Genomic DNA, 21184 nt, shown 5'->3' on the forward strand with positions numbered 1-21184 from the left:
ACCGGTGGCCCGCCGGGGCCAACCCGGAGGGGTCAACCCGCCACGGTCTGGGCGATCAGGTGTCGCAGCACGGCCTGGACGTCGCCGTCGGTGGCGGCCATCACCCGACGTTGCCGGGTGGCGCCGGTGCCCTCCCGGCGCAACCGTTCGGTCTGCCGGAGCACCAGGTCCAGATCGTCATGGCGGGTCAGTGCGGGGGTGACCGTGTCGAGCAGGTCGTCGACCAACTCCCAGGCGGGTCGGGCGCCGCCGTTGCACAGATCGACGAGCACCCCGTCGACTCCGTCGTGGGCGGCCCGCCAGTGCGCGGCCGCGACCAGGCAGTCCCGGATCCGCAGGGGCCGCACCCCCTCGCGTACCCGGTCGATCATCGTGGCGACGAGCGCCCGGACCAGGGCGGCGACCAGCACGGTGTCGTCCACGCAGGGGCAGACGTCGCCGACCCGGACCTCGACCGTGGGGTACGCGGCAGACGGGCGGGCGTACCAGTAGACCATCGCGGCATCGAGCATGATCCCGGCGGTGATCAACTCCTGCACGGTGGCGTCGTAGTCGGCGACCGACTCGAAATGCGGGGTGGGCCCGATACTCGGCCAGCGTTCCAGTTGCATGGACCGCCAACTGTTGTGACCGGTGTCCCGACCGTCGTACAGCGGGGAGTTGGCGGTCAGCGCCTGCACCACCGGCAGCCACGGCCGCAGGTGGTTGCACACCTGCACGGCCAGTTCCCGGTCCGGCACCCCGACGTGCACATGGCAGCCGCACACCGCGGGATCGTGGGCCACCGGCCCGAAACGGCGGGACATCGCGTGGTAGCGCTGCTCGTCCGGCACGGTCAGCTGGGCCTCGCCCACCGGGGTCGCGCCCACCGCCACCAGTCGTGCGCCGGCCGCCTCAGCGGCCTCGGCGGCGGACCGGCGCAGGGTGATCAGATGTTCGCGCAACTGCCCGAGGTCGGCGCAGACCGGGGTGACCATCTCCAACATGCTGTGCCGGAACTCCTGCCGGCTCTGGGCACGGGCGGTGCCGGACAGGGCGGCCAGCACCTGCTCGGCCACCGGCATGCTCTCCCCGGTGTCCGGATTCAGCAGCAGGAACTCCTCCTCCACCCCCAGGGTCAGCCGGGTCGGCTCGACCCCCCGGCTACCGGACGCCATGGGTCTGGAGCCAGAGTTCCAGCAGGCCGAGTTGCCACAGCTTGTTGCTGCCGGCCGCCGCCTGCGCCGCCTGTGGGTCGGCGAGCAGCCGGTCGACGTACTCGGGCCGGAACAGGGCACGCTCCCGCGCGGCCGGGGCCCGCAACGCCTCGACGACCAGTTCGCGGATCGGCCCGTCGACGTTGCGCAGCGCGGGCACCGGGAAGTAGCCCTTCGGCCGGTCGATCACCTCCGTCGGCAGGACCTGGCGGGCCACCTCCTTGAGCACCCCCTTGCCGCCCTGGGCGACCTTGTGCTCCGGCGGGCAGGCGGCGGCCAGGGCGACCAGGTCCTGGTCGAGGAAGGGAGTGCGTACCTCCAACCCCCAGGCCATGCTCATGCTGTCCACCCGTTTCACCGGATCGTCCGGCAGCATCAGATGGGTGTCCAGGCGCAGTACGGCGTCCAACGCGGTGTCCGCACCGGGCGCGGTCAGCTCCGCGTGGACCAGGTCGCCGCTGGCATCACCGGCCAAGGCGTACGCCGGGCCGACGACCTCGGCCAGTTCCGGGTGCCCGTGGTCGAAGAAGGCCTCGGCGAAGGCTGCCGCAGCCCGATCCCGGGGCATTTCGGCGAAGGGCTGGTGATAGCCGTACCCGGCGAACACCTCGTCCGCCCCCTGCCCGGACTGCGCCACCTTCACGTGCCGCGCGACCTGCTCGGAGAGCAGATGGAAGGCGACCACGTCGTGGCTGCCCATCGGCTCGGTCATCGCCTCGACCGTCCGGCGTACCGCCGGCACCAGGTCGTCGTCGGCCAGTTGCAGGCGTTGATGGTCGGTATCGAAGGCGCGGGCCACCAGGTCGGAGTAGTGGAACTCGTCGCCGGCCTCGCCACCACGACTGTCGAAGCCGATGCTGAAGGTACGCAGGTGTTCCTGCCCCGCCTCGGCCAGCAGCGCCACGATGAGACTGGAGTCCAACCCGCCGGAGAGCAGCACCCCGACCGGCACGTCGGCGACCAGCCGCCGGGCCACGGCCGTACGCAGGGCATCGCCGATCGCCTCCTGCCAGTCCCGCGCCTCCCACCCGGTGTGGACGGGTCGGCGAAGGTAGTCGGGTCGCCAGTAGGCGTGTTCCCGGCTGCGTCCGTCGGCCTCGATGACCCGTACGGTCGCCGGGGGCAGCTTCCGCACCCCGCGCAGGATGGTCCGGGGGGCGGGCACGATCGAGTGCCAGGACAGGTAGTGGTGCAACGCCACCGGGTCGACCTCGGTGTCCACCTCCCCGGCGGCCAGCAGGGCCGGCAGGGTGGAGGCGAACCGCAGCCGGCCCGCCGTCTCGGCCAGGTAGAGGGGTTTGATGCCGAGCCGGTCCCGGGCCAGCACCAACCGACGCCGAGCCTGATCGACCAGGCCGACGGCGAACATGCCGACCAGGTGGTCGACGAAGTCCTCACCCCACTGGGCGTACGCCACCAGGATCACCTCGGTGTCGCTGGTGGAGCGGAAGGTGTGGCCCGCGGCCCGCAACTCCTCGCGTAGCTGGGGATAGTTGTAGATGCAGCCGTTGAAGACCAGGGCCAGGGCCAGATCCTCCCGCACCATCGGCTGACTGCCGGCCTCGGACAGGTCGATGATGGTCAACCGTCGATGCCCCAGGGCCACCCAGTCCTCGCTCCACCGGCCCGTACCGTCCGGCCCCCGGGACCGCATCGCCTCCGTCATCCGAGTCACCGCGGCGGCATCCGGGATCGTACCGTCGAACCTGGCCTCCCCACTGATTCCGCACATCAGCGGCGCAGGGGGTGGGGACCGGTTGCGGGGGGCCGTGGACCGGCCGGACGCCGGTGCTCCGGTCGACGCCTTCGATGACCCGCACGGTGCGACGTCATGCCTCCCCCTCACCTCGAGGTCAGCGAACAGGCGCTCGCGGAACAACGGCTGATCCTGACCGTAAGCCGCCGGGAAGTGCGGTCGAGCGAAGATCGGCCAGGAGGAATGCCGGGAGCGCGACCATCCCGGCTGCCGGCCTCCTTGCGCAGGTCAACGGGGGTGAAGAGAGCGGTCTCCCCCGGACGGGGGAGCTGATCGAGCCTTGATTTCCCGCCTCTCGGGGAGGCGAATGTCGACCGGCGGCTGGCATGCTCGCGGCATGGCGAACCCGGATCTGACCTCTACCGATCTGGCCGCTCCGGACCTACGCGGCGGGGTGGCCCGGGGGGTCGTACCGCTGGTGCTCGCCGGAGTGGTGGGGACGGTGCTGCTGGCCACCCCGTGGTGGGGGGTGGACGCCCTGTACGAGGGTGCCAGCACCTGGCTCATCGATCCGGCCCGGCTCGGGCTGGGCATCGCCAACCTGGCGGCGGTCGCGGCGGTCGCCTCCTCCCGGTACCGGCTGAAGGTGCCCTGCGCGCTGACGGCTGTCCCCTGGGTGCTGTCGCCGTTGCTCGGGGTGGTCGCCTGGGGCTGGTGGCTGGCTGTGCTGGCGGTGCTCGGGATCGCCGTCTACGAGGGGGCGCGCTGGCTCGCCCTGGCCCTGGCGGCGCTGGCGGTCACCCTCGCCGTGCTGTACTGCACCAGCGAGATGTACTGGCATGTCCCGCTGGTCGGGCCGGTCAACCTGCTCCCCGGTGAACCGGATCGGTGGATCGACCGGATCCGCCTGACCTACCTGGCGTTCTACCTGGGCGCAGTAGGCGCCGTAGTGCTGTTCGCCGCCGTACTGCGCCGACGTCGCACCGCCGGCGCCGGATCGACCGCCCCCTCATCTGCACCGGCCGAAACGACCACACCACCTGCGACCGGGGCGGAAGCGTCGGTGGCGGCGGGCGGGGCTGAAGGGGAGGTGTCGGGGCCGGTTGTCGAGGCCGGGTCGCCGGGGTTGACCGGGCCTTGGGCTGAGCGGATCGCGACCCTCACTCCGAGGGAGCGGGAGGTGTTGCTCGCTGTCGCCCGGGGCCGATCCAACGCCGAGGTGGCCGCCGATCTCGGCATCGGGGACGAGACCGTCAAGACCCATGTCTCCGAGGTGCTGCGCAAGCTCGGCTGCCGCGACCGGGTACAGGCGGTGATCGCCGTCTACGAATCCGGTCTGCGGTAGGCGGAAAAGACCCGCTGATCGACTCCGTTTCGCCGCAACGGCGGTATCCCGCCCCTGCGGACCCCGCCGTTACGCCGAAACGGTGCGCCTACACCCGGTCGACCGGGCCGTGCGGCACCGGGCAGCGGGAACCACCGACGGTGGTCGATACTGCGGAGATGACGCGGCTGTTTCGGATGCTGACTCTCGTTGCGCTCGGGTCGACGCTGGTCGGCTGTGACCGCGCGCCGGCGGACACCCCCTCTGCCGCACCGACGGCACCCTCCCCGTCGGCATCCCCGGGCGACCTCGCGGTCCCACCGCTGCGACTGCCCAGCGTGGCCCCCGACGGCACCTGCCCGGTCGCCGATCCGCAGCGCTGGAGCAACCCGGACCAGGCCCGGCGGGTGCTGGGGCCGGGCCCGGTCTACCCGGTCGCCGACTACTTCGTCGGGGAAGCCCTGCCGCTGCGTCCCAGCGACCGGCAGGCCGACGGCAGCTACACGGCGAAGATGCGCTGGCTGGCCGTCGGCTACATCGGCCCGGTGCTGGTACGCGCGGGGCGCATCGACGCACCGGGTGCCGCCTCGGCCGAGTTCTCCTACCTGGGCGAGCCTCATCACGACGGCCACCATGCCGTGCTGACCAGGGCGGACACCGACCTGCCGGGCACCACCACGGTCGATGGGCCCGGCTGCTACGCGTATCAGGTCGACGGCACCTCGTTCAGCTACACCATCGTGTTCCGCGCCGGCTGAGGCGCGGCTCAGCCGACCGGGGTGGTCCGGCGGCCCTCGGCCCGGCCCTCTTCCCGGGCGGTGGCCAGCAGTTGGGCCAGCCGCCGCCGACGGCGCTGGGTGATGAACCGGTAGGCGAAAATCAGCAGGCCGAGCAGGAGCAGCAGCGCCAGTTGCGGCCAGGGGACGATCCAGGTGGTGACGGTAGCCGTACCGGGTCGGATCTCGGCGCCGGTCGGGTCGCCGCCCTGAACGGCGGGCGTGACCGAGACGGTGGTCTTCAGCCGGCCCAGCCCCCAGACCCCCTCGACCTGGGTGTCGACCACCTGCTGGCCGCCGGGCAGGGTCTCGGCCACCTCGGTCGAGCCCTTCTGCTCGACCAGGCCGAACAGCTCCCCGACGGTCACCGTGCCGGCGCCGGTCAGGGCCACATTGCCGTCGTTCGTCGCGGTGTAGCCGACCTTGACAGTGCCGGCGGAGAAGGGGTTCCAGGAGGGGGTGTAGGTGGCGGTGAGGTCGCTGAGCGCCACGCTGGCGGTGACCGTACCGCTGGCCCGCAGCATGACCCGGAAACCGACCCGGCTCTCCACGGCCACCGTGCCGCCGGTGCTGGTGACGGTCGCCGCGATGCCCGCCGGGTGGTCGCCGGGGGTGGCGTCCTCGGGCACGGTGATGGTGAACGGCACCACCTTCGTACCGCCGGCCTCGACGGTCACCTTGTCCTGCACGGTGATCCAGGTGCCACCGGCCACGGACTTCTCGTGGGAGGGCAGCATGTTGAAGCGACCCTTGTCGGTGAGATAACCGTCGGCGGCCTTGAGGGAGAAGACCACGGTCGAGTCGCTGAAGTTGCGGACCGCCAGGTGTTCGGTCACCACCTGACCAGGGTCGAGGGTCCGTTCGATGAAGCGGCGACCGTCCGGGCCGTTGCGGTCGGCCGGCTGGACGGCCCAGGTGACCGTGGGACTGGTCGGCTCCGCCATCGCGCCGGCCGACGAGATCGGCACGAGGGCCAGCACCACGGCCAGCACGGCGAGCAGCCGGGCCGGCACTCGCAGCGGAGTTCGGGTCATCACGGACTTCCTTTGCAGCAGGAGCGGGCGGGGGAGCCACACTGTGGCTCCCCCGAAAGAGTCACTCGAACAGGGACAGGGTCAGGGTCGAGGTGTACGAACCCGCGGCGACATCCGCCGGGGTACGCAGGAACAGATCCGCGTCGACGGTGTACTCACCACCGGCCACCGCACCGGAGTCGAAGGTCGAGACCAGCAGCTCCTGGTCCACCAGGCCCACGTTGTTGCCCGGCTGGGTCGGCTCGTCGACGACAGTGACGACCTCCTCGCCGGCGCTGACCAGACCGGTGTCCCCACCGTCGATCAGCTTCGGCTTCCAGCCCAGGTGCCCGGCGCTGATCGGGGCCTGGCCGGAGTTCCCGACGAAGTCGGTGGCGTTGCCCAGCACCGCCCAGGCGGCCCCCTCGGGCACCTCGTCCGGGGTGCGGGTGTCCGTGACGGTCACCGTGGGCAGGGTGCCGGTGAACTGACGCACCAGCAGCGTCGACCCGTCCTCGGACAACGCCACCGAGTCACCGGCGATGGACATCGCCAGCACCCCCGGCTCCTCGACCTCCTCGATGTCCACGGTCACCCGTACATCCGTGCTGTCGACCGGCTCGGCCGAGGCCGGCGCGGCCAGTGCCACCGACCCGGCGAAGAAGGCGCTGGCCGCGACGGCGGCGAACAGTCGCCGGTGGTTGCTTCTGTGCATTCGATGCTCCGTTGTGCCTGTCGTATAGGGGAACGGGTGGCGGCGTCCCCGAACGCCGCCACCCGGGATGGAAACTAGCCGCAGGTGATCGCGGCGTACGCCGAGGAGACCTGCGAGGTAACCGGTTGGCCGTTGACCGTACCGGTGATCTTCACCGTCGAGACACCGGCCGACACGGTCTTCGCCCGGCTGTTGAAGGCCTGGTACGCCGTCTTGCCCGGGGCGACCTCGGCGACTACCCGCGAGCCGTACGAGGTGACCAGCTCGATGCTCAGCGCCACCTGATCGGCGTTACGGGCGCTGACCGAGACGTACGCGGTGCTGCCGATGCACTGGGTGCGGGCCTGCACCTCGACCTCCCACGCCGGGGTGCCCTGCCCCACGCTGGAGCGGGGGGTGGTGTCGGCGGTGACCGGCGAGTTCGCGGCGAGGTAGTTCACCAGCATGGTGAGGTCGTTGTCGCCGGTGGTCGCCCGGTCGGTGCCCCCACCCAGAGCGGTGAAGTTGTCCCCACCGGCGGCGAGGAAGGAGTTCACCGTCACCCGGTAGGTGGCCGTCGGGTCGATCGGTACGCCGTTGAGCTGCATCGAGGTGATCCGCGAACCCCGTTCGGCCTGCGGATCGTAGGTGTAGCTGAAGCCCTTCGACACACCCAGCCACAGCACCGGCCGGGATGCTCCGGTCGGCTGCCACTGCTGCTCCAACGTCTGCTTGATCTCCGCACCCGTGTAGGACTTGGTGACCACGTCGTTGGAGAACGGCTGGACGGCGAAGGCGTCGGCGTAGGTCACCGTGCCGTCGGTGCGGTACAGCAGGTCGGCCCGCAGACCGCCCGGGTTCATGAAGGCGATCTGGGCCCCACCCCGACCGGGGGCGGAGGTGCCGGCCAACTGCACGTCGGCGATGAAGTTGCCCAGCGCCGACTCCTTGCCCCGGTCCTCGTTGCCGTCGGTGTAGGCCCGGCGGATGTCGGCGGTGATCTCGCCCAGCTGCCGCTGCCCCAGCTCCTGCGCCCGCACCTTGGCGGCGGCCACGATGTCGGCCACCGTCGGGTCCTGCGGCGCACCGACCACGTCCACCAGCGAGGCGTCGGCGGCGGTGACGGAGTTCGACTCCGGGTCGAAGGTCAGGGTGACCTTGCCCAGCCGCTTGCCGTAGTCCTCGGCCTGCACCACCGGACGCAACTTGTCGGTGCCCGGCACCGGGACCTCGAAGGCGTACGGCTGGTGGGTGTGGCCGCTGAAGATGGCGTCGATGGTGGCGTCGACCCGGGTGAACCTGCCGAAGACCGGGTCGTTGGCCAGGGCCTCGGGGGAGTCGATGTTCTCCGTGGCGGCACCCTCGTGGGCCAGCAGCACCACCACGTCGGCCTCCCCGTTGGCCGGGTTGCCGTCCTTGAGCTGACCGGCGACGAGGTTGGCCTCGACGACCGGGTCGCGGAAGGTGATGCCGACGATGCCGTCCGGGCTGACCAGCGAGCCGGTCTGCTCGGTGACCACACCGACGAAGCCGACCCGGACCCCACCGATGCTGCTGACCGAGTACGCCGGCAGCGCCCGGGTGTCGTCCCGGTACACGTTGGCACCCAGCAGCGGGAAGTCCGCCCGCTCGGTGACCCGACCGGTCAGGTCGGCCATGCCCTTGTCGAACTCGTGGTTACCGACCGCCGAGGCGGTCAGACCGGCCGCGTTCAACGCGTCGATGGTCGGGTTGTCGTCGTCGATCGCCGAGATGAAGGTGGAGGCGCCGATGTTGTCGCCCGCCGACACGAAGGCGGTGTTCGGGTTCTGCGCCCGCAACTGGTTCACCAGACCGGCGAGCTGGGCCGCCCCACCGGCCGGCTGACCGCCCACGGTGGCCGGGGACTCCAGCCGGCCATGGAAGTCGTTGATGCTCAGCAGTTGCAGGTCGACCGGGTTGGCCCCGGTGTTGATCCCGACGACCAGCGGGTTGTGGTCGCTGGCCCGGAAGGGGTCCGGTGCGTAGAAGGCGGCCAGCCCGTCGTACTGGAAGGCGTACGACTCGACAGCGTTGATCTGCCACACGTCCACCCCGGTGACCCGGTCGGCCAGCGACGGCGAGGCCAGCGCGTGGTCCAGGGACCCGGACTCACCATTGAAGACATAGCTGGTCTTCCCGGTGTTGTTCAGGTTGCGGTAGTCCCGGCCGTAGAGGACCTGCATCGGGTCCTCCTGGGTGTACGCGTTGAAGTCACCCAGCAGCAGCACGTTGTCGGTGCCGCTGTCGGTCTTGACCTGGTCCACGAAGGTGGCCAGCGCGGTGGCCTGGCGGACCCGGTCACCGTTCCAGCCGCCCTGACCGTCACCGGTGTCGGCGTTGTCGCCGGCCCCGGCACCACTCTTGGACTTGAAGTGGTTGGCTACCACCACGAAGTCCAGCGGACCGGCCGTGAAGGTCTGCGCGATCGGCTCGCGGGCGTTGAACCAGACACTCTCGTCGTTCACCGACCGCGAGGCCCCCTTGGGCTGCGCCTTGGCCGGCTTGAAGATGATCGCCGTGGTGATGAAGTCCTGCTGGGCGGCGCCCGGCAGTTCCGCCGGAGTGCGAACGTAGTCCCAGGTGCCCGCACCGTCCGCGGTGTTCAGGGCGGCGACCAGGCGCTTGAGGGCGCGCTGGGGGTCCGAGGCGCTGAACCGGACCGAGTTCTCGATCTCCTCCAGGGCGACCACGTCGGCGTCCAGGGCGGAGATCGCCGAGACGATCTTCGCTTCCTGCTTGACCAGGGCGGCCTCGTTGGCTGCGCCACGGGCGTCGCCACCGAAGTGCACGAAGTAGTTCAACACGTTGAAGCTGGCCACCCGCAGGTCGCCGCCGACGTTGACCGGGGCGGTCGTACGCGGGTTGGTGACCTTGAAGGTGGTCCGGTCGGCCGGGCGGGTGTCCGCGTCGACCGGGCGGGTGGGCTGCAGACGCCACTCGTTGAAGGCGTACGACAGCACCGAGGGCCCGAAGGTCTCGACCGAGTCGCCGACCCGCAGCGGGCTGTCCTTCGACACGTACGGCGGCAGCAGACCGGCGGTGGACAGGTTGGTGGTCCGGCCGTCGTCGAGCAGGACCCGGCGGGCCTTGTTGTCCGCGGCGATCTGACGGGCCTGCGCCGAGCCGGGGCGGGCCACGTCCGTGGGGGTCAGCGCCGGCTTGTCACCGGCGGCGAGGGCCACCTCGCCGTAGCGGTTGGTGTTGTAGACCTCGGAGACGGCGTACGCGCCGACCGGGGCGACCAGCATCGACTCGACCGACTCGCGGGCGTCGTCGGTCAGCGGAAGCTCCACCGGGACCGGCGCGGGCAGCGGAGCACCCTGCTCGCACACCTGCACGTCGCCACGGGCCGCGATGGTGAGCTGGGTGAGCCCGTTGAACTCGCTGGCCGTACCCCGGACCCGGACCCGGTCGCCGATGGTGACCGTCGGGTGGTTGGCGGTGTTGGTGGTCAGGTAGACGAAGATGCCATCCGAGGCGGTGCCGGCGGCGACCGGACGCTCCCCACCGCTGCCGGCCGTCTGCACGTACACCCCGTTGTAGCCACCGGTGCGGTGGTCGGCGGTGACGACACCCTCGACGGTGACCCGGGTACCGGCCACCGGAGTGGTCGCGCCGGCCCCCTGAACCTGGGCGATGGTGTGGTCGACCGCGATGTCACAGCCGGTCGGCGGGTCTTCCGGACCCGGGCCGCTGGCGGTGTTGCGGACGCCGAAGCTGTTGGGCGCCGGTGCCTTCCAGACTCCGTCGATCTTCTGGAGGGAGTGTCCGACCGGGGTGCTGCTGGACTGCTTGACCCCGATGTCACTGCCGGCCATGCCGTTGGCCGGTCCGCCGACCGCCGTGAAGGTGCCGCCGTAGGTGATGAACTCGGTTACCGAGTTGCTCGGCGAGACCAGCGCGACACCGTCGGGGTCACCGTTCTGGATGCCGTTGACCGGGTACCCGGCGACGACCACACCGGACTCCGGCACCGTCCCGGTCAGTGTCCGGGTGTGGTACGCCGTACCGTTTCCGCCGTTGTAGAGGACGATCTGCCAGCCGGTCAGGTCGAAGCCGGCCGGCGCCTCGATCTCGATCGCCTCGTCGATATCGGTGCCGGCGTTGTCGTAGTGGATCTCGCTGAGGAACGGTGTGGCTGAGGCGGGCGCGGCGAAAGCGGTGGTACCGCTGCCCAGTAAGAGCGCAGTGGCGGTGACCAGTACGCCCGGAATCGTGAGTTGCCGCCTGCTTTTTCGTAGCTGCATCTGCTGGGCCTCCGCAGGGCCTCCGAGGGTGTTAGACCGGTGGAGGATAAGCGGCGCAGATGGCCGTGCGGGAGCCACCAGATGTACCTAATCCGGAAACATGATGGCGGTCGAGGCGGCACTGGCCTGCGTGATCGCTCTCGATGAGCGGAATGTGGACGACCGATCCCGCCCGGTGGCTCAGCTGCCCCGGGCTACCGGCCCGATCAGTTGCCGCTCCGTGCCGGTCATGCTGAGCATCACCCACTGCACCTTGCCCTTGGTGATCAGACCGACCATCTCCGGGTGGAGCTGGGTGAACCAGCTCTGCACGCTGACCAGGCCCAGGGCGTTCGCCGCCGTGGCGGCCTCCGGGGCGGTGAGCCGCTGGAGCACGACGATGTCGCTGCGGACCAGCACCTCGACATCCCAGCCGGCCAGGTCGTCGCGGACCACCAGGGTCGCCCGCCAGGGTGCGCTCAGGTTGGTGTCCGGCCCGGTCACCGGACCGGTATCGATCACGACGAGCTGGGGTTGGGTCGGGGTCGCCGGCAGGGGTGGGGGCACCCCCGGCGGCAGGAAGGAGGCGATCTCCCGGCCGATGACGCAGCGGCGCAGGAAGGCGTCCCACTCCTGTTCCCTGGCGGTCTGGATGAACAGCCGGGCACCCAGGGCCAGGGCGCGGAAGCTGAGCAGTTCCGCGACGCGTACCCCGCCGGTCAGCATCAACCGGGTCGGCTCGGCCCGGAACAGCCGGAGGCCGACCGGTTCCTGCTGGCGATTACGGCCCACCACCAGCCCGCCGCCCCCGGCGACCAGGCTGAGCCCGGCCACGGTGGGCCCGTCGGCTAGGTGCAGGCCGATCCGGCTGCCCGGGAAAGCGACAGTGTTCACCGCAGGAAGCCTCCGAACGGCAGGGTGGCGGTGACGCCATGGGCGTGTTCGCCGTCGAGTCGTTGCAGGCGACCACCCTGACCCCGGATCGCCTCGTGCAGGGCGGTGTCGGCGGCGGTCAGGGCGGTGACGTCCGTACCGATCAATCGGAAGGCCACCTCGACCACGGCGTTGTCGGCACCCTGGCGACCGGTCTCCCGGGCCACCGCGATCGACACCACGGCAGCCGCCGCCGGCAGCCCACGCAGCAGCGGATCCACCTCCCAGTGCCGGTCCGGCCAGTCCACCAGTCGGTGGCAACTCTGCGGGGTGCCCTCCGCCGACCAGCTGCGCCAACTCTCCCGGGCCAGCGGACGGTCCCCCGCCACCGGCTCACCGGTGAGATGGGTCAGGTTGGCGACGGCCGCCAGCACCTCGTCGCGGTTGAGCAGGCGGGCGGTCACCCGGTCCTGCCGAAGCTGGCGTCGGGTCCGGCGGATCGCCGCGGTCAGCGCCGGACGCAGGTCACGGTCGGCGTGAAAATCCGGGGTACGCGGAGCCTGGAGCACCACCCACGCTTGCCGACTGGCCGGCACCGCCCCCTCGGTCAGCTCCCGGTAGGCCCGTTCCACCGCCGCCGCGCGGACCCGAGGGGCCGGGGTGACCTGGATCAGCACCTGCACCGTCACCGGTGGGGCCTGGGGATCGGACGCCGGAAGCAGAGCCATCGGCGACGGCAGGGCCTGCGGACTGCCCACGAGCAGGGCACCCTCGGTCGGATCCACCTCCAGTACGGCACTGAGCCCACCCCGGTGGGTCAGCAGCACCGCGGGCTGGTCGTCGATCTCGACCCGCTCCAGCTCCACGCTGTCCTCAAGATGGGTCAGCAACTGCCATCGGGGGTCCGGCCCGGTGGCGGCCAACTGTCGGCGTCGGCCCCGATAACTCCACCCGACCGCCAACCACTGGTAGAGCCACCGGCCCCGGTGGCGCAGCAGGGTCGGGGAGAGCAGCAGCAACACTGCGGCGGTCACCCCGACGGCCAGGGGGACGCCCTGGCTGGCCGCGGCCAGCACGGCGGCCGCGCCGGCCTGCCAGGCCACCAACTGGGCCACATGGATGCCGGCGATGCGCAAGGGTCGCCGGTACGGGCGTACCACCGGGGTGGCGACTGCGGCGGCCTGGGCGCTGCCGACCGCCTCGGCCAGCGGCGCAGCGCCGGCCGTGGGCCGGGCGGCGGATGCGGCCGGTGCCGCCGCGGTCGCCTGCGCCGCAGCCTGCGCTGTCGCCGTGGCCTGGGCGGCGACGGCGGCCCGGCTGCTGTGCACCGTGCCGACCGGGGCCCGCCCCTGCCCCCGCTGGGGGGCCCAGGCCTGTCCCGCTGCGGTCCCACCGATCGTGGGGGCGGGTGGAACGTCCTGCTGCCCCGGGGCCGCCCGCTGTGGTGGCGGTGCTCCGACGCCCGGGTGCTGCTGCCAGCCCGGTTCGCCCGGCCGTGCCGCGCCCGGATGTGTCACCGCGCGCCCCTCCCTGACCGGCCCGGCATGATCAACGCCCGATCGCGGCGCGCACGTCGGCAACGGTCACCGTACGCAGTTCATCGAGACTGGGGCGCTGGCCGGACTGCCGCAGCCGCTGCGCCTGCGCCTTGCGGACACCTTCGAACAGTTTGCGGGCCTCCCGCGCGTTGCCGAAGTTCTGATCCCGCTCGATCGTGCCGAAGTGCTCCCGCAGCAGGTCGGAGACCCCCTCGGCGAGCAGGTACTCGTCCCCGCCGGCCATCCGTTCCACGATGACGACCAGCTGCTCCGGGGCGTAGTTGCCGAACTCGATGGTCTTGGCGAAGCGGGAGGCCAGACCGGGGTTGGCGTCCAGGAACTGGAGCATCTCCCCGGTGTAACCGGCGGCGATCACCGCTATCTCGTCGCGGTGATCCTCCATCAGCTTGACCAGGGTGTCGATGGCCTCCTGCCCGAAGTCACCCCCGCTGCCGGAGGACCGGGACAGGGTGTACGCCTCGTCGATGAACAGCACACCCCCGCGCGCCATCTCGAAGGCGGCGGCGGTCTTCTCGGCGGTGTGGCCGATGTACTGACCGACCAGATCACGGCGGGAGACCTCACGGAAGGCGCCACCGGGCAGGGCGCCCAGCCCGGCTAGCAGGTCACCGTAGATGCGGGCCACAGTGGTCTTACCGGTACCGGGGGCGCCCGCGAAGATGAGGTGATGGCTGACCGCACCGACCGGCAGCCCGGCGCTGCGTCGCCACTCGTTGACCTGGATCTCGTCGATGAGGGCCCGGACCTCCTCCTTCACCGACTCCAGGCCGACCATCTGCTCCAACTCGGCCAGCAGCTTGTCCACTCGGGCGGTGTCCTGGGGGGCGGCCACCCGGGCGGCGTCCGCGCCGTAGGCCGCCTTCCGGTTCGCCGTACCCTCCACGATGGTCGGGGTCGCCCCCTCGGCGATCTCGATCGCGGGCTGGGCGTTGTTCTCGGTGCTGCACTCCTCGACCGTGCCGTGGCAGCCCCGGGCGAAGGAGATCGCCGGGCCTCGGGTGTCCCTGATCCGGCAGCGCCGCAGCACGGGGGCGCTCTGGTGCACCACCGCCACCCCGGCATGACCGGTCTGGGAGATGTCGCAGGCCTCGATGGTCGGACGGCCGTACTGGTAGACGTAGATGCCCCGGTTGCCGCAGCGGGTCACCGTGCTGGTGCTGATCGTCGGGGCCGCCCCGATGCGCACGATGATGCCGTCCTCGCTGAGGTCGGTGAACTCGCACCCCTCCACGGTGCCGTCGGAGTCCTCGACGACCAGGCCGTACCGTCCGCCGGTGACCCGGCAACGGGTCAGGGTGAACTCCGAGCGGCCACCCAACTGGATCGCCGCGCCGAAGCCGGCGCTCAGCTCACAGCCGGTCATGGTCAGGTTGGCCCGGTCGCCCACCACCCCGGGTGCGTCACCGGCCTTGAGGACGAGGTCGCGCAGCTCCAACCGACCGGAGTTGCAGGACACCGTCGGGTAGGTGCCGGAGGAGGCGTCGATGGTGACCGTTCCCGCGCCCTGGGCGGCGACGACGGTGACCGCCCGGTCGTTGACGAACAGCGCCTCGTAGTAGGTGCCGGGGCTGACCGAGACGACCGTGTCGTCACTGGCCACCGCCAGAGCCTCCCCGATGGACGGGTAGGCGCCGGGCTGATCCGGGGAGACGAGAAGGGTGCGCGTCATGACTCCGGCTTCGTACGACGGTGAGGGGCTTGGCCGACGATATCCCAGGCGGGCTATGTCTCGGAGTCCCGTACCGGGTCACCGGGTGACGGTGAGTCCGCTCGATAGGCTGCCCTGGGTGGACCCGGCCCGCTGGTGGTGCCGGGGTCCCGGTCTACCGGGGGAGGACGGATGACCCAGCTGCGGATGCTTCCGCTGGTGGCGGGTGCCCTGCTGGTCGATGGGACCGTCCACACGCACACCTCCGTACGGGGTGATGTCGCCCCACGTCTGCACCCGGTGGTCCGGCGGTTCCTGCACGAGCTGCCGGTCGGGCAGCGGGAGCGGTTCACCGGCTGGTGCGCGGAGCCGGTGCTGATCTCCGACCGGTTGTACGCCGCCGAGGCCGACGGTCCGCCCCTGAACTCCACCCGGGCCCGCTCCCTGCTGTGGGGGGCCAAGGTGCACCTGACCCGGGTACGGGAGGAGGGCGACCCGCGTCATGGCCAGACTCAGCCACCCTGCCGGTCGTGTGCGGCCCTGTTGGACTGGTTCGGTATGGAGGCGTTGACATGACCGAGCGCTTTCCACCCCCGGTGGCCGAGCTGCTGGCCACCGCAGGCTGGTCACCCCAGGTGCGGGACGAGAACCGGGCCCGGGAGTGGGCGGTACGCCTAGCCGCCGACGCCACCCCGGACGGGCGCCAGCACGTCATGACGACCGCCGCCGTGCAGGCGTACGCCGAGTTCGGGGGACTGCGGCTCCGCCCATCGGGCGACGGGGAGCAGGTCGCCCCCAGTGAGATCCACCTAGATCCCTTCCGGGTACGACACTCCGTGGCCACCCTGGCGGAGTTGGCCACCGTCATCGGGGTGCCCCTCAGTCCCCTCGGTGAGGAGGGTGACGGCACCGGCATCCTGGCCATCGACGAGCAGGGCCGGGTGTTCGTCCTGGACCACACCGGCGACTGGTACCTGGGGGCGAGCCTCGACGAGGCGCTCGGCACCCTGCTGCTCGGCCGCCGGCCCGCCCGGGTGCGCGAGGACGGCACCTGGTGACCACCCCGTTACCGCCGACCGGCTGGCAACCGAGCACCAGCACGGAACACGCGCTGCTGGCGGCGGTCGAGAACGACGACACCGTGGCCTTCCTGACCGCCCTCGCCACCGGAGCGCTGCTGGTGCCGGTGCCGCCCTCGGCGACCCCCGCCGAGCCGGTGGCCTGGCCTACCGGCCACCACGAGGGGGTCACCCATGTGATGGCCTACACCTCTCCGGGGGCCATCGCCGCCGGGCTGCCCGGTCAGGACGTCAGCTACCGGGTGTCGGTGCTGACCGACCTGGCCGTCGACTGGCCGGACGAGGCCTGGGTGCTGGCCGTGAACGCCGGGCTGCCCATCGGGGTACGACTGACCGCGGAGGAACTGGCCACTCTCACCGCCGCCTCGGTGGAGGTGGAGAAGCCGCTCCGCGACGCGATCCAACGGCAGGACCCGGACGCCCTGATGTCCGCCCTGCTGCGTACCGAACTGGTGCTTCCGCTGCGACCGGGCGGCCCGGCGACCCGTGACCTCGGCGACCCGGAGTTCCCCTGGTGGGTGCTGCCGGACGAGCAGGGGCGGCCCAGCGTGCCGGTGTTCACCTCGGAGGCCCGGCTGCGCCAGGCCCTCGGAGATCACGAGCTGGTGGTGGTCAGCAGCCTCCAGGTCACCGAACACTGGCCGGACCCCTCCTGGCAGTTGTCCCTCAACCCGGAGACACCCTTGGCCGCGGCGCTGCCCGGCGAAGCGGTGTTGGCCCTGCGCGACTGGTTCGGCGAACTGCGGGTCGTACTCGACGGTGCCGCCGAGCAGGAGCGCGGCCGACGGGTCAGCGCGGTCTACGCCGACCCGTCGACAGTGGGGGTACCGGTGTCGCCGCCCGCCACCCAGCCGATGGTCGAGGAGGAGGACGAGGGGCCCGCTGTGGACGTCCCGCTGCGGCTGCAACTGGTCATCGCCCACCGCTACCTGCCGTCCTACCTGGACGACGGGTACGACCGGGCGGCCGGTCTGGTGCACACCTGGCACGGGCCCGGACGGGACACCCCGCTGCGGCTCTACCGGCGGCTGGGCCTGCTCGGCGCGGGCTCACCCTTCGAGGAGTCCGACGCGTGGGTGGCGGTGCTGCGCTGGACACCCGGCGAGGACACGCCCCCGGAGTGGGGTCAGGGCTCGCCACGGATGGAGTCGTTGGTCGTCCCGGACGGCACCGAACTGCGCTGCCTGCACCAGGACGGCCGGGACGAGTTCCTGGCCCGCTTCGACGCCACCGCCCGCCGCTGGACCCCCGCCTGACCGATCCGGCGACGATCCCCGACCGCTGGTCAGCGCCGTCGGCCGGGTCTCGGTGAGCGCGGTCGGCCGGCGAACCAGGTACGGGCCGGCGGGCTCTTGATCAGAGCCAGGGCCACCCCGGCCAGCCCGCCCACCACCAGGGGGGTGACCATCGTCGGCGCGAAGCTCAGCTTGCCCTGCACCAGCAGCACCACGAGGACGACGACGAACAGCCCGAAGGTGAAACCGGCCGGCACGGCCAGCCCCTGGGCGCTGTCGCCGGTCCAGGCCATCAGGATCCCCAGCGCGCCGAGCATCACCACCAGCAGGGCGATCGCCAGCACCCCCGCCCCGATACCCACCACCAGTGCCCGACCCAGCCCGTCACCCTCGGCTCCCAGCATGGCCCGGAAGAAGGCGATACCGGCGATCAGCCAGGTCACGATGGAGGGCAGCATCAGCAGGACCGCCAGGGTGACGACGAAGGGCCGTCGGGCGGACGGCTTCCCCGCAGCGGGTGCGGGCTGGCCACCCGGAGCACCCGGAGCGGGCATCGGGTGCCCGCCGGGAGTCGGTTGTCGGCCGGGCAACTGGGGTGCGCCGGGCAGGTGATGCCCGTCCGGTGTCTGGTAGGGGTCGGAGGGTGGGGGCGGAAACCCGCCGGTAGGGGTGGCCGACATCGGTGACCTCCTGAGGTCGGGTCGCTCAGCCGGGCGGCCGCCGCCAGACCTCGTCCGGGGCCTGCCCAGGCTGATCCGGGCCGTCCCAAGGCCCGGCACCGGCTCCCACAGCGCCCACCGGGGCGGGTGGAGCCTCGTCGACGAGTTCGGCATTGCGTCGCCGGGTGCGCAGCATCCAGACCGTGGCGACGGTCCCGCCGACGAGCAGGACGAGTACGGCGATGATGGCGGCCCAGACGAGGATCAGCACGTCGTCATCGCGCTCCCGGGGATTGGCCAGGGCCGGGTCGAGGGGTGCGGCCGGCGGAGCACTGGCCCGAGGGCTGGCCCGCCCGTCCGGCTCACCGGTCAGGGCGGTCCGCAGGTCGAGCACCCCCCACCCGTAGTCGAGGTCCCGACCGGGGGCCCCGGCGTCGCGGGTGGTCTCCAGCAGCCGCGAGAACAACTCGTACGCGTTCAGGTCCGGGTACTTGGCCTTGACCAGGGCCATCGCGCCGGAGACGAGCGCGGCGCTGCTGCTGCTGCCGAGCGAGGTGACGTACCTGTTCCCCGGGGCGGCCTGGACGATGTCCTCGCCCGGGGCGGCGATGTTCACCTCTTCGGCCGGCAGGGCCGCCTTCTTGCTGATGACACCGTTGCGGTCGGTCCCGTTGACGGCGATCGTGGCCGGGTGGCGAGCCGGGTTGCTGATGATGATGTCTTCGCGGTTGCCCACGGCGGCGACCACGACGATGTTGCGTTGGTAGGCCCGGGCGACCGCGCGATCCAGTTCCTCGTTGAAGCTGCTGCCGAGGGAGACGTTGATGATGTCCGCGCCGTTGTCGATCGCCCAGTTGATCCCGGCGGCGACCGCCGTGGGGGCGATCAGCGGGCTCTTCTCGCTCTTGATGGTCACCGGCAGGATCTTGGCCTTCGGTGCGACCCCGAGCACCCCGTCGGCATTGCCCGGCCCGTGTCCGTGCCCGGCGATCAGCGAGGCCATTCCGGTGCCGTGGCCCACCCGGTCGACCCCACCCTTGGTGCCCTCCTCGTAAAGGTCCGCGCCGGGCAGGACGTTGTCCTTTAGATCCCGGTGTTTGGCGTCCACCCCGGTGTCCACCACGGCCACGACGACACCCTCACCCTGGCTGATCTTGTGCAGCTCGGGGAGTTCCAGGGCCTTGACATGCCACGAGTCGTCCCTGGTGGAATCCGCCAGGGACGGTGCCGCGGGCAGGGCCAGCGCCGCCAGGACGCCGGCGGTGCTGAGCGCCAGGACGGCAGCCGGTCGGGTGAGGACACGCATGCCCGTCCACCTTCCTCTGTGGTTCGTTACGGAGACGGCCGAAAACGGGCGTTCACCGCATGGTACGGGCCAGCCACCGGTGCTGCGGTGAGCTGGCCCGTCCGTGTTCAACTCTGACCCAGCGCCCTGCCCTGCTCCCTGGGGCGGTGCTCCGCCGGCGCCTCGACGACCCCGACGGCGGAGGACTCGGTGGCCCACAGTTCGTCGTCGCCGTCGCCGTACTCCCAGGTGTCCTGATCCTGGTCCCGCTGGGCGTCCTTGCGCGGGCCCGGCAGGACCGGCCCACCCCGTCGGCCGCCGAGCGAGGGGGCCGGACCGGTGGTCGGTGCCGGACGTGCGGCACCGGCGCGACCGTTCAGATCGGGCCTACCGGCGCCGCCCGGCACCCCCGGGCCGCCGGTCGCCCGGACGCCGGGCGGGGTGGCGGGGTGACCACCGAGGGGAGCACCCGGCCGGGAGGGGGTGCCCGGGGCCGACCCGCGCTGCCCACCCAGGCTGGGGGGCGGCGAGGCGGGACGTCCGGGCGTGCCGCCCCGCTGACCGGGAGGTGCCGTGGAGCCCGGCAGGCGCGGGCTGGAGGGCGGTGGGGTGGTCGACGGGGCCGGTCGGAGTGGACCGGCACCGGGGCGCCCGGGGACACCGGTGTTGCCCGGCAGGGTCGGGCGGTTCGGCGCGGGCCCACGTCGGCCGTTGCCCGGCGCACCGGAGCCGTTGCCCGGGCCGCCCGCACCCGGCAGGGTCGGCCGGTTCGGCGCGGGACCCCGGCCACCGCCCGGCGCGGGCGGGCCACCGGAGCCCGGCAGGGTGGTCCGGGGGGCGTTCGGTCGGGTGCCCGGCGGCGTTACCGGCCCGGTGTTGCCCGGCGGCAGCATCGGCGACACCGGTGGGCCGCCCGGCACGGGTGCGTTCGGGGTGGCCGTGACCGGCGGCGGGGTGGGTGCCGGCCCCGGTGGGGGCACCGTGGTGGTGCCACCGGAGAGGTTGACCCCCTCGGGCGGGGTCGGGGGGGCGTTGGTCTCCGGTGTCGGGACGCTCATCTCCGGCTCGCCGGGCCGCCCCGGCCGGGGCGGCAGTTCCGGCTGGTTCGGCACCTCCCGGACCAGGCCGGTGACCTTCGGAGGTGGCCCGGAGCCGGGCCGGGTGGGGGCGGCCGGTCGCCCCGGTCCGCCGCCGGGACGTCCCGGTCCGCCCGGCAGGTTCTTGCCGTCGAAGAGGGCCGCCTCGGTCGGGCCCTTGAACTTGCCGCCGCGCGAGATGTTCGAGATGTACACGTCGATGTACATGTCGGCCAGGGGCTTGGTGATGTTCTTGGCGCGCTGGTGAAACTCCTTCTGGACCTCTTCGTACGTCTTGTGCTTGTCGCCGAGGATGTCGCCGAAGGTAATCTCCGACTTGTCCTTCTCAAAGATCTGCTGCTGGCGCTTCTGCTCGTTCGTGTACTCCTGCCACAGTTGGGTCATCTCCCGCTGGGCTGACGAGATCTTGCTGGCCAACTGCTCCAGACCGATGGCGTTGTTGCTGGCCACGTTCTTCCACTCGTCCAGTGAGTGCAGGGTCGCACCCACCTTCGACATGAAGACCCGAGCGGCCGGCGACTGCCACTTCTTGTCCAGGGCATTGGCGTGCCGCTGGAGGTTGTCCCGGGTGGACTCCAGCAGGCTCGCCGTCCGCCGCCACATCTCGGCGAGCGCGGTGGTGCGTTCGTCGCTCTCCTTGCGGACGTACTCCCACATCTGCTCGATGTTGACGCCGTCCCACTTGGTGGGCTCGTACGGCGACGCCTGGTCGGACCGTTCGGCCGCGTAGTCGTCCCGCATCCCCCCGTACGCCGGGTAGCTGATCGGCGTGTAGCCGTAGTAGTCGTCGCTCATTCCCGCTC

Annotated in this window: 16 protein-coding genes; 5 read left to right on the forward strand and 11 right to left on the reverse strand. The window is 71.7% G+C overall.

Translation table 11 applies throughout. The features are described 5' to 3' along the window. Positions 1 to 32: 32 nt before the first annotated feature. Together OIE53_RS23360 and OIE53_RS23365 are read right to left on the reverse strand one after the other, a co-directional pair. Positions 33 to 1157 carry a carboxylate-amine ligase gene (locus tag OIE53_RS23360; RefSeq protein WP_327023635.1) on the reverse strand — a complete coding sequence of 375 codons (1125 nt, stop codon included), beginning with the start codon at positions 1155 to 1157 and terminating at the stop codon, positions 33 to 35. Next, positions 1144 to 2928 (reverse strand): N-acetylglutaminylglutamine amidotransferase, encoded by a 1785-nt coding sequence (locus tag OIE53_RS23365; RefSeq protein WP_327023636.1) that lies wholly within the window; start codon positions 2926 to 2928, stop codon positions 1144 to 1146. Before OIE53_RS23365 ends, OIE53_RS23360 begins: the two co-directional genes overlap by 14 nt. Positions 2929 to 3289: 361 nt before the next feature. Between OIE53_RS23365 and OIE53_RS23370 the strand changes: the two genes are divergently transcribed. Beyond that, positions 3290 to 4237 carry a helix-turn-helix transcriptional regulator gene (locus OIE53_RS23370; protein ID WP_327023638.1) on the forward strand — a complete coding sequence of 316 codons (948 nt, stop codon included), beginning with the start codon at positions 3290 to 3292 and terminating at the stop codon, positions 4235 to 4237. A gap of 158 nt (positions 4238 to 4395) precedes the next feature. Further along, entirely contained in the window at positions 4396 to 4974 is a 579-nt protein-coding gene (locus OIE53_RS23375) for a hypothetical protein (RefSeq protein WP_327023639.1), read from the forward strand. 8 nt (positions 4975 to 4982) lie between these two features. Here the strand turns inward: OIE53_RS23375 and OIE53_RS23380 are convergent, their stop codons facing one another. The 6 genes from OIE53_RS23380 to OIE53_RS23405 form a co-directional block, all read right to left on the reverse strand. Beyond that, positions 4983 to 6026 (reverse strand): WxL protein peptidoglycan domain-containing protein, encoded by a 1044-nt coding sequence (locus OIE53_RS23380; RefSeq protein WP_327023640.1) that lies wholly within the window; start codon positions 6024 to 6026, stop codon positions 4983 to 4985. 61 nt (positions 6027 to 6087) lie between these two features. Beyond that, entirely contained in the window at positions 6088 to 6720 is a 633-nt protein-coding gene (locus tag OIE53_RS23385; RefSeq protein WP_327023641.1) for a hypothetical protein, read from the reverse strand. Positions 6721 to 6794: 74 nt separating this feature from the next. Continuing rightward, positions 6795 to 10967: an ExeM/NucH family extracellular endonuclease gene (locus OIE53_RS23390; protein ID WP_327023642.1), complete on the reverse strand. Its 4173-nt coding sequence runs from the start codon at positions 10965 to 10967 to the stop codon at positions 6795 to 6797. A 180-nt stretch (positions 10968 to 11147) separates the two neighbouring features. Then, positions 11148 to 11840: a hypothetical protein gene (locus OIE53_RS23395; RefSeq protein WP_327023643.1), complete on the reverse strand. Its 693-nt coding sequence runs from the start codon at positions 11838 to 11840 to the stop codon at positions 11148 to 11150. After that, positions 11837 to 13336, reverse strand: coding sequence for a type VII secretion protein EccE (gene eccE / locus OIE53_RS23400; RefSeq protein ID WP_327023644.1), 1500 nt, complete (start codon positions 13334 to 13336; stop codon positions 11837 to 11839). Before eccE ends, OIE53_RS23395 begins: the two co-directional genes overlap by 4 nt. A gap of 31 nt (positions 13337 to 13367) precedes the next feature. Beyond that, complete coding sequence (locus tag OIE53_RS23405) at positions 13368 to 15047, reverse strand: right-handed parallel beta-helix repeat-containing protein (protein WP_327023645.1); 1680 nt, start codon at positions 15045 to 15047, stop codon at positions 13368 to 13370. Positions 15048 to 15218: 171 nt separating this feature from the next. Here OIE53_RS23405 and OIE53_RS23410 point away from each other — a divergent pair, with 171 nt between their 5' ends. The 3 genes from OIE53_RS23410 to OIE53_RS23420 are packed head-to-tail and all read left to right on the forward strand — an operon-like array spanning position 15219 to position 17361. Then, positions 15219 to 15602, forward strand: coding sequence for a YwqJ-related putative deaminase (locus OIE53_RS23410; RefSeq protein WP_327023646.1), 384 nt, complete (start codon positions 15219 to 15221; stop codon positions 15600 to 15602). Continuing rightward, positions 15599 to 16084 (forward strand): SUKH-3 domain-containing protein, encoded by a 486-nt coding sequence (locus tag OIE53_RS23415; protein WP_327023648.1) that lies wholly within the window; start codon positions 15599 to 15601, stop codon positions 16082 to 16084. Before OIE53_RS23410 ends, OIE53_RS23415 begins: the two co-directional genes overlap by 4 nt. After that, positions 16081 to 17361, forward strand: coding sequence for an SseB family protein (locus OIE53_RS23420; protein ID WP_327023649.1), 1281 nt, complete (start codon positions 16081 to 16083; stop codon positions 17359 to 17361). Before OIE53_RS23415 ends, OIE53_RS23420 begins: the two co-directional genes overlap by 4 nt. Before the next feature lie 29 nt (positions 17362 to 17390). On the opposite strand, the gene OIE53_RS23425 is transcribed toward OIE53_RS23420, so the two are convergent. From OIE53_RS23425 to OIE53_RS23435, 3 genes are all read right to left on the reverse strand, one after another. Then, positions 17391 to 18020 carry a hypothetical protein gene (locus tag OIE53_RS23425; RefSeq protein ID WP_327023650.1) on the reverse strand — a complete coding sequence of 210 codons (630 nt, stop codon included), beginning with the start codon at positions 18018 to 18020 and terminating at the stop codon, positions 17391 to 17393. 25 nt (positions 18021 to 18045) lie between these two features. Continuing rightward, positions 18046 to 19305: a type VII secretion-associated serine protease mycosin gene (gene mycP, locus OIE53_RS23430; RefSeq protein ID WP_327023651.1), complete on the reverse strand. Its 1260-nt coding sequence runs from the start codon at positions 19303 to 19305 to the stop codon at positions 18046 to 18048. A 107-nt stretch (positions 19306 to 19412) separates the two neighbouring features. Further along, positions 19413 to 21176 (reverse strand): hypothetical protein, encoded by a 1764-nt coding sequence (locus tag OIE53_RS23435; protein WP_327023652.1) that lies wholly within the window; start codon positions 21174 to 21176, stop codon positions 19413 to 19415. Positions 21177 to 21184 lie beyond the last annotated feature (8 nt).

Source organism: Micromonospora sp. NBC_01739, from assembly GCF_035920385.1.
Taxonomy (GTDB): domain Bacteria; phylum Actinomycetota; class Actinomycetes; order Mycobacteriales; family Micromonosporaceae; genus Micromonospora.

What these genes read in the sequence shown, in the direction of transcription:
- OIE53_RS23360 (WP_327023635.1), bottom strand. Translation starts at nt 1,157, where the DNA reads ATGGCGTCCGGTAGCCGGGGGGTCGAGCCGACCCGGCTGACCCTGGGG.
- OIE53_RS23365 (WP_327023636.1), bottom strand. Translation starts at nt 2,928, where the DNA reads ATGTGCGGAATCAGTGGGGAGGCCAGGTTCGACGGTACGATCCCGGAT.
- OIE53_RS23370 (WP_327023638.1), top strand. Translation starts at nt 3,290, where the DNA reads ATGGCGAACCCGGATCTGACCTCTACCGATCTGGCCGCTCCGGACCTA.
- OIE53_RS23375 (WP_327023639.1), top strand. Translation starts at nt 4,396, where the DNA reads ATGACGCGGCTGTTTCGGATGCTGACTCTCGTTGCGCTCGGGTCGACG.
- OIE53_RS23380 (WP_327023640.1), bottom strand. Translation starts at nt 6,026, where the DNA reads ATGACCCGAACTCCGCTGCGAGTGCCGGCCCGGCTGCTCGCCGTGCTG.
- OIE53_RS23385 (WP_327023641.1), bottom strand. Translation starts at nt 6,720, where the DNA reads ATGCACAGAAGCAACCACCGGCGACTGTTCGCCGCCGTCGCGGCCAGC.
- OIE53_RS23390 (WP_327023642.1), bottom strand. Translation starts at nt 10,967, where the DNA reads ATGCAGCTACGAAAAAGCAGGCGGCAACTCACGATTCCGGGCGTACTG.
- OIE53_RS23405 (WP_327023645.1), bottom strand. Translation starts at nt 15,047, where the DNA reads ATGACGCGCACCCTTCTCGTCTCCCCGGATCAGCCCGGCGCCTACCCG.
- OIE53_RS23410 (WP_327023646.1), top strand. Translation starts at nt 15,219, where the DNA reads ATGACCCAGCTGCGGATGCTTCCGCTGGTGGCGGGTGCCCTGCTGGTC.
- OIE53_RS23415 (WP_327023648.1), top strand. Translation starts at nt 15,599, where the DNA reads ATGACCGAGCGCTTTCCACCCCCGGTGGCCGAGCTGCTGGCCACCGCA.
- OIE53_RS23425 (WP_327023650.1), bottom strand. Translation starts at nt 18,020, where the DNA reads ATGTCGGCCACCCCTACCGGCGGGTTTCCGCCCCCACCCTCCGACCCC.
- mycP (WP_327023651.1), bottom strand. Translation starts at nt 19,305, where the DNA reads ATGCGTGTCCTCACCCGACCGGCTGCCGTCCTGGCGCTCAGCACCGCC.
- OIE53_RS23435 (WP_327023652.1), bottom strand. Translation starts at nt 21,176, where the DNA reads ATGAGCGACGACTACTACGGCTACACGCCGATCAGCTACCCGGCGTAC.